Consider the following 6,713-nt stretch of genomic DNA (forward strand, 5'->3'; position numbering starts at 1 on the left):
GTGGCTTTGAGAAGATTGCGTCGCGTAAATACCGTCATATGGCTTTCCGAAAGGCAGTATCCCGGGCAGTCCACGATTGGGCTGAACCGCTCAGGCCCCTGTCACTATCCATCTTCACAGCCTAGAGCGCTTTGTTTTGACGCAATTCCGGACGGAAAACCGTTTCACACTTTTCCTGGAATTGCTCTAGTCCCGCAAACTGAACACGAATGGCGCCGTGCGCGTGACACGCGCGCCGAGCTCCTCCGGCGGCGTGGGCACCGTCGCGCCCTGCAGCGCGCCGAGCGCCGCGCGATCCAGATCCGCATCGCCCGACGAGCGCGCCAGCCGGGCCGAGACCACCCTGCCGGAGCTGTCCACCGTGAAGGTGACGTTGGGGCTGCCTTCGGCCTTTCTCGATCGCGCAGCGCTCGGGTAGCGCGTGTGCCGCCTGATCCACGCCGCCAGGTTGGCATTCCACCGCGATGGGCTGACGCTGGACCGCGGCGCCGCATCGGAGGATTGCGGCGCGGCGGCCTTCGCTCCTGCCTTGGCGCCGATGCTGGCCGTCGTCACCGCCTTGGGCGGCTCGGCCTTTTCCTTCTTCGGCCGGTGCTTCGGCTTTTCGACCGGCTTCTTTTCCGCTTTTTTCTTCGCCTCGACGGGTTTGCTTGCCTTGATTTCCGCCTCGACCGGCTTCGGCTGCGGCAGCGGAATGACCACGTCAGGCGCGATCGCTTCGACAGGATCGGGAATAACCTCTTCCAAAGGTTGCTGCTCGCTGAGCGCCGCAACAGCCTGCTCCGCTGCTTCGGCCTCTTCCGCCTTGTCAGCGTCGACGGGCTGTTCGGTGGCCGGCTCGGGCGCTTCCGCGACCGGTTCCGGTATCGGATCGGTCGCGGGTTTCACTTCGCTGACCGTCGGCGTCTCCTCCGCCGCATCGGGCGGATCCGGCGTCACCGCGTTCAGCGTCGCCACGTCTTCCGGCACCGCAGGCGCAACCACCAGCGGCGCCATTTCGACCGCCAGCGCCGGTGGCGGGCCGCCGTCCGGCGCCTCGGCAAAGCTCAGATTCTGTACCGCACAGGCGACGGCGACATGCGCGGCGAGAGTGATCGCGGCCGCGCTTGTCCACAGGCCGGCTTCGCGCACGTGCAAGCGCGGCCGAACGGACAAGGAGGCGACCGCAGGTGTCATGGCCCGGGACTTCCGCTTGTCGCCGGCGCGGGGCTTCCGCCTGGAACCGCGCCACCGGCGCCCGATGCCGTCTCGAGGCCGACCAGCGCGACCTTGAGATAGCCGGCGGCGCGCAAAAGGTTCATCACCTCCATCAGTTCGCCATAGCCCACCGTCTTGTCGGCGCGCAGGAAGATGCGCGTCTGCTTGTCGCCTTTGCTGCGGCTGTCGAGCACCGCGGCGAAGGCGGAGCGCGGCACGCTGTCATTGCCGATCGCCAGCGTCAGGTCGCTTTTCAGCGTCAGGAACAGCGGCGTCTCCGGGCGCGGCGCGGGCGTCGCCGTCGAGCCCGGCAGGTCGACATTGACGTCGACGGTCGCCAATGGTGCCGCGACCATGAAGATGATCAGCAGCACCAGGATGACGTCGATGAACGGCGTGACGTTGATCTCGTGGCTTTCCTCGAGATCGTCGCTGGCCGTCTCGCGGATCCGCGCCGCCATCGCCGCTCACTCCGCCGCCATCGCGGTTGCCGGCGGCACCGTGCGGAAATCGAGGTCGCGGCTCACCAGCCGCTCGACGCCCGCGGAAGCGTCGGCAAGGATCTGCCTGTAGCCGGCTATCGAACGCGCGAAGACGTTGTAGATCACCACCGCCGGGATCGCCGCGACCAGGCCCATGGCGGTGGCGAGCAGCGCCTCGGCGATGCCCGGCGCCACCACCGCCAGATTGGTGGTCTGCGCCTGCGAGATGCCGATGAAGGCGTTCACGATGCCCCAGACGGTGCCGAACAGGCCGACGAAGGGCGCCGTCGAGCCGATTGTCGCAAGCAGGCCGGTACCGCGCGACATGCGCCGCGCCGCGGCAGCCTCGATGCGCGAGAGCCTTGAGTTGACGCGCTCCTTCAGACCGTCGCCCGAGGCATGATCCAGCGCGCCGACCGAAAGCGCGCGCTCTTCCTCGGCCGCGCGCACCAGCAGCGCGCCCGGCCCCCCGCTGTGGCCAAGCGCGCGGCCGGCCTGCATCAGCGTCGCCGCATTGCCGATCGCCGTCACCGCGCGGCGGGCCCTGAGCTTGCCGCCTAAGATCTCCAGCGACTTGGCGAGCCAGATCGTCCAGGTGACCAGAGAAGCGAAAGCAAGTCCGACCATGACCGCCTTCACCACGATGTCGGCATTCATGAACATGCCCCAGGGCGACAGATCATGCGGCAGCGTCAGCGGGATTGCGGCCGGCTGCTCACGATCGGCGCCGACGCTCTGGGTCGGCTGGGGACTCGGCTCCGCCGGCTGGGCTACAGTCGGCGCGGCACCCGCCGCCGGTGGTTGCGCCGCAGGTGCCTGCGCGGCCGGCACCGGCGCCGACGGCTGTTCTTGCGCCGTGGCCACGCCGGCTGAGAGAATGACCGATGCGGCCAGCGCCGCAGGAAGAAAGCTGTTCCGGGACAAGGTTCGTCCTCGCTTCATCATTGCACGTAGCCGATAGGCCGGCCGGTGACGGGGTGCTCGAGCACGCCCATCTCGACGCCGAAAATGTCCTTGAGCACCTCGCCCCGCATGATTTCGGCCGGCGTGCCGCGCGTGAGCAGCCGGCCTTGCTTCAGCGCGATCAATTCGTCGCAATAGCGCGCCGCCATGTTGGGATCGTGCAGCACCACGACGACGCAAAGATCGCGCTTGCGGCTCAGGTCCTTGACCAGCGCCAGCACCTCGACCTGATGCGCGATGTCGAGCGCCGAGATCGGCTCGTCGAGCAGCATGACGCCGGCATTCTGCGCCACCAGCATGGCGAGCCAGGCGCGCTGGCGCTCGCCGCCGGAAAGCTCGTCCACCAGGCGGTCGGCGAAAGCGCTCATGTCGGTCAGCGCCAGCGCTTCCTCGACATGGCTTCGGTCCTCCGACCCGAAACGGCCGAGCGCGCCATGCCAAGGATAGCGCCCGAGTGCCGCCAGCTCGCGCACGGTCAAGCCCGTGGCCGCCGGCGTCGTCTGCGGCAGATAGGCGAGCGCCCGCGCCAACTCGCGCGCGCCCCAGCCGGTGAGCGGACGTTCGGCGAAGCGGATATCGCCGGAGCTTGCCGGCTGCTGCCGCGCCAGAAGCTTGACCAGTGTCGACTTGCCCGAACCGTTATGGCCGATCAGCCCGTAGACGCGCGAGCGTTGAAGCTCGAGCGAAACCGGCCCGAGCAGTGTGCGCTCGCCGACGGCAAAGCGCACCGCTTCGACATGAAAGGCAGTCTGGGCACCTGCTTCGGTCAACATCCGTCTCCAAGCGGCCGCTGCCTAGGCTGTCGCCATGCGGCCAACGTTGGCTGACTAGGAAACATGAGTTTACTAGTCAACTCTAAAGGTGATTTTTTTGATCAACAAATTGCTGCGTCGCTTCGACCGGCAGCCTGAGCGCTATGAGGTCTGGACGGCGACGCCATCGCTGCGCCACGATGCAGGCGGCAACCGAGGCAGCAGGCGATGATCAAGGCGACACCATTCGACTTCCCCTATGACGGCCGGCTGGTGCCGCAGCACACCGCGCTGCTGGTCATCGACCTGCAGGAGGATTTCCTGTCGCCGACAGGTTACTTCGCCAGGAAAGGTTATGATCCGTCGCCGCTCAGAGCCATCCTGCCCGCCGTGAACCGGCTGATTGCCGCCGCCCGCGCAGCGGGCCTGACCATCGTCCACACCAGGCAAGGCTATCGCGCCGACATGGCCGACATGACGCCCTACGAGAAATGGCGCCGCAAGCGGGCTGGCCTCGACGGCACCGACATCCTGCTGCGCTCCAGCCCAGGCTTCCAGATCGTGTCCGACATCGAGGTGGCGCCTGAGGACATCGTCGTCGACAAGACCTGCAACGGCGCCTTCACCTATACCGATCTGGAGCTGGTGCTCAGGGCGCGCAGCATCACCCATCTCCTGTTCGCCGGATGCACGACGGATGTCTGCGTGCACACAACGCTGCGCGAGGCCTGCGACCGCAATTTCCAGTGCCTGACGATCGCGGACGCCTGCGCCAGCGGCGACCAAAAGGCGCACGAAGCCGCGCTCCACATGGTCACGGTCGAGGACGGCGTCTTCGGCGCGCTGGCGGAGTCGGAAGTCGTCATCGCCGCGCTGTCCCGGCTCGTGACCGCGGCGAACTGAGCAGCCGCGGGCCTTCTTCTCACAACGGCGAGCGCACGGCCGGCGGCCGGCGCGCGGCGAAAGCTCCCGGCTGCGGGATCTCCGCTTCGCGGCGCGCCAGCGAATTCGCGATCAGCGTGACCGTCTCGCGCCCGATCCGGGCAATCTCGCTCGGACGGTCGATGCCGCCGATCATGAATTCCTCGATACCGAGCGCGGCATAAGGCAACAGCGAAAGCGCAAGCCGCGCCGGCGGCCCCACGACATCGACCGCCTTGTGGTCGGAGGCGCCGGACCAGTCTTCGGAGCGAATGCGGACGGGAAGCGCGAAATGCAGCTTGCCGGCGCGACCGTGTTCGGCGGCGGCGCTGCGCACGCGCTGCATCAACTGCGCGACCTCGTCCGGCGAGCCGGCGGCCAGCTCGAAGACATCGGCGTGCCGTCCCGCGACCTTCAGCGCCGTGCCGGATTGCCCGCCGAGACGGATGGCGAGGTCCGCGCCATGCGGACCCTTGCGCGGAACGTAGCCGCCTCTGACGCTGTAGAAGGCGCCCTCGTGATCGAAAGGCTTGTCGTTCGACCACAGACGCTTCAAGAGCACCAGATATTCGTCGATGCGCTGCCAGACCACGCTGTGGCCGACCGGCCGCGCCTCGGCGTCGCTGTCCTCCAGCGGCTCGCTCAGCATCCTGAGCGACAGGCGGCCGCCGCTTCTGCGGTCGAGCGCCGCGAGTTGCCTTGCCGCCACCGTCGGCTCGATCACGCCGGCCCAGTGCGTCAGAACCACCTCGAGCGATGCCGTGCGTTCGAGCGTCTGGGCGGCGATGTCCATATTGGTGAGCAGGCCGGCCGGATCGTCGACGACCAGCTTGTTGAAACCGGCATCCTCGATCAGCGACAGCTTGGTCGCCGTCTCGGCGAAATCATAGAAGAAGCTGCCGTTGGCAGGCTTACCGGGAACATGCGTGAACTCGATCGGCATTGCCATCTCCTCCATCACGTTGGGTTGCCCCGCTTTATGCCCTCGCATTGAAATCCACGCACAGGCGCGCGACGGCGCTCTGGCGCACGGCCAGTTCTACTCGGCTACTCAACTCAGATTGTTTGACGGAGGGGCCTTGGCCCCTATGCCCGATTATTAGGGGATCAGCCCCAGCACCACCGCGCCGGTGAACACGAACGCAAGCGCGAAGACGAGATAGGCGAAGGTGCCGCCATAGGCGGGCCTCCAGCTCTCACCGGCGGTCAGCCTTTGGCCCTTGCGCTGAGCATTCTGGATGTAGGACATGGTCGAGCCTCCGTCTCGGCCATTAATCTATAAAATTAGTAGACTTTGTCGATTGCTATTTTTGAGAGATTTTTGGAACAACGTTCTCAAATTCAGGCCAAAGATGGTTGTTATTACCTCTCGTAAAAGGAGTATTCGATCGTCGGCGCGTGCCACGCCGGCCTCTGGCTGACCTGGAGTTGGTCGGTCGGAGCCGCCTTCCGAAGCCAAAAAGCCCTTTATTCGACAGAGCTTGGCCATCCCGAATGTCGGGGATAGCATCGGCCGACAAACAAAGGCCCTCACGGAGAAACGACATGGGTGGAAGGCTGGCGGGCAAGGTCGCCATCATTTCGGGCGGCGCGACGGGCATTGGCCGAGCGGCTTCCGAGCTGTTCGCGGCCGAAGGCGCCAAGGTGGCGATCATCGACCGCAACGGCGAGGCGGCCGGCAAAACCGCCGCGGCTATCCGCGCGCGCGGCCACATCGCCGAGCATTTCGTGGCCGACGTTTCGGATGAAGCGCAGGTCGAAGCGGCGGCAAGGGCGGCGGCGGAGAAATTCGGGCCGGTCACCGTGCTGTTCAACCACGCCGGCACCATCGTCATCAAACCCTTCCTGGAGACGAGCCTGCAGGAATGGGACTGGCTGCACGCCGTCAACGTGCGCTCGATGTTCCTGATGACGCGCGCGGTGCTGCCCGGCATGATCGCAGCCGGCGGCGGCTCGATCGTCTGCACCTCGTCGATCTCGGCGGTGGCGGCGACGCCGAACGAAGTGCTCTACGACACCACCAAGGGCGCCTGCCATATGTTCGCCCGCGCCATCGCGGTCGAGTTCCGCGACCGCAACATCCGCTGCAACGCCGTCTGCCCCGGCTTCATCCGCACCCCGCACGGGCTGCGCGAGGTGGCCGATCTCGGCAAGCTCGGCGTCGACGTTTCCGACGCCGCCATGGCCGCACAGCAGGGCCGCATCGGCGAGCCGGAAGAGGTAGCGAAGGCCGCGCTGTTCCTCGCCAGCGACGAATCGAGCTTCGTCAACGGCGCGCATCTGTTCGTCGACAACGCGTTTACGGCAATCTGAGGCCAGCCTGGCACCCTTCCTCTCCCCCGTCGATCGGGGGAGAGGTGTCGAGCGTAGCTCGACGGAGTGGGGGGTCGACCCTTGG

Annotated in this window: 8 protein-coding genes; 2 read left to right on the forward strand and 6 right to left on the reverse strand. The window is 66.6% G+C overall.

Features of this window, described 5'->3' with window-relative positions; genetic code table 11:
- Nucleotides 1–186: 186 nt before the first annotated feature.
- The 4 genes from EOA29_RS20610 to EOA29_RS20625 form a co-directional block, all read right to left on the reverse strand.
- A complete protein-coding gene (locus tag EOA29_RS20610; RefSeq protein ID WP_348628905.1) occupies nucleotides 187–996 on the reverse strand; it encodes a TonB family protein in 810 nt (269 codons plus the stop codon).
- A 176-nt stretch (nucleotides 997–1,172) separates the two neighbouring features.
- Nucleotides 1,173–1,658 (reverse strand): TonB system transport protein ExbD, encoded by a 486-nt coding sequence (gene exbD, locus EOA29_RS20615; RefSeq protein ID WP_126091272.1) that lies wholly within the window; start codon nucleotides 1,656–1,658, stop codon nucleotides 1,173–1,175.
- 6 nt (nucleotides 1,659–1,664) lie between these two features.
- On the reverse strand, nucleotides 1,665–2,603 hold the full coding sequence (exbB, locus tag EOA29_RS20620; RefSeq protein ID WP_126091271.1) for a tonB-system energizer ExbB: 939 nt from the start codon (nucleotides 2,601–2,603) through the stop codon (nucleotides 1,665–1,667).
- A gap of 17 nt (nucleotides 2,604–2,620) precedes the next feature.
- Entirely contained in the window at nucleotides 2,621–3,415 is a 795-nt protein-coding gene (locus tag EOA29_RS20625; protein ID WP_189350473.1) for an ATP-binding cassette domain-containing protein, read from the reverse strand.
- 207 nt (nucleotides 3,416–3,622) lie between these two features.
- On the opposite strand from EOA29_RS20625, the gene EOA29_RS20630 reads away from it, so the two are divergent.
- Nucleotides 3,623–4,297, forward strand: coding sequence for an isochorismatase family cysteine hydrolase (locus tag EOA29_RS20630; protein WP_126091269.1), 675 nt, complete (start codon nucleotides 3,623–3,625; stop codon nucleotides 4,295–4,297).
- A 19-nt stretch (nucleotides 4,298–4,316) separates the two neighbouring features.
- Here EOA29_RS20630 and EOA29_RS20635 read toward each other — a convergent pair whose 3' ends face one another.
- Complete coding sequence (locus EOA29_RS20635) at nucleotides 4,317–5,258, reverse strand: LLM class flavin-dependent oxidoreductase (protein WP_126091268.1); 942 nt, start codon at nucleotides 5,256–5,258, stop codon at nucleotides 4,317–4,319.
- A 156-nt stretch (nucleotides 5,259–5,414) separates the two neighbouring features.
- Nucleotides 5,415–5,564: a hypothetical protein gene (locus tag EOA29_RS20640; RefSeq protein ID WP_126091267.1), complete on the reverse strand. Its 150-nt coding sequence runs from the start codon at nucleotides 5,562–5,564 to the stop codon at nucleotides 5,415–5,417.
- A 296-nt stretch (nucleotides 5,565–5,860) separates the two neighbouring features.
- Between EOA29_RS20640 and EOA29_RS20645 the strand changes: the two genes are divergently transcribed.
- Nucleotides 5,861–6,628, forward strand: a complete 768-nt coding sequence (locus tag EOA29_RS20645) for an SDR family oxidoreductase (protein WP_126091266.1) — start codon at nucleotides 5,861–5,863, stop codon at nucleotides 6,626–6,628.
- The last annotated feature ends 85 nt before the right edge of the window (nucleotides 6,629–6,713 follow it).

This window comes from Mesorhizobium sp. M1E.F.Ca.ET.063.01.1.1 (genome assembly GCF_003998155.1).
Taxonomy (GTDB): Bacteria; Pseudomonadota; Alphaproteobacteria; order Rhizobiales; family Rhizobiaceae; genus Mesorhizobium.

What these genes read in the sequence shown, in the direction of transcription:
- EOA29_RS20610 (WP_348628905.1), bottom strand. Translation starts at nt 996, where the DNA reads ATGGCGCCGCTGGTGGTTGCGCCTGCGGTGCCGGAAGACGTGGCGACG.
- exbD (WP_126091272.1), bottom strand. Translation starts at nt 1,658, where the DNA reads ATGGCGGCGCGGATCCGCGAGACGGCCAGCGACGATCTCGAGGAAAGC.
- EOA29_RS20625 (WP_189350473.1), bottom strand. Translation starts at nt 3,415, where the DNA reads ATGTTGACCGAAGCAGGTGCCCAGACTGCCTTTCATGTCGAAGCGGTG.
- EOA29_RS20630 (WP_126091269.1), top strand. Translation starts at nt 3,623, where the DNA reads ATGATCAAGGCGACACCATTCGACTTCCCCTATGACGGCCGGCTGGTG.
- EOA29_RS20635 (WP_126091268.1), bottom strand. Translation starts at nt 5,258, where the DNA reads ATGCCGATCGAGTTCACGCATGTTCCCGGTAAGCCTGCCAACGGCAGC.
- EOA29_RS20640 (WP_126091267.1), bottom strand. Translation starts at nt 5,564, where the DNA reads ATGTCCTACATCCAGAATGCTCAGCGCAAGGGCCAAAGGCTGACCGCC.
- EOA29_RS20645 (WP_126091266.1), top strand. Translation starts at nt 5,861, where the DNA reads ATGGGTGGAAGGCTGGCGGGCAAGGTCGCCATCATTTCGGGCGGCGCG.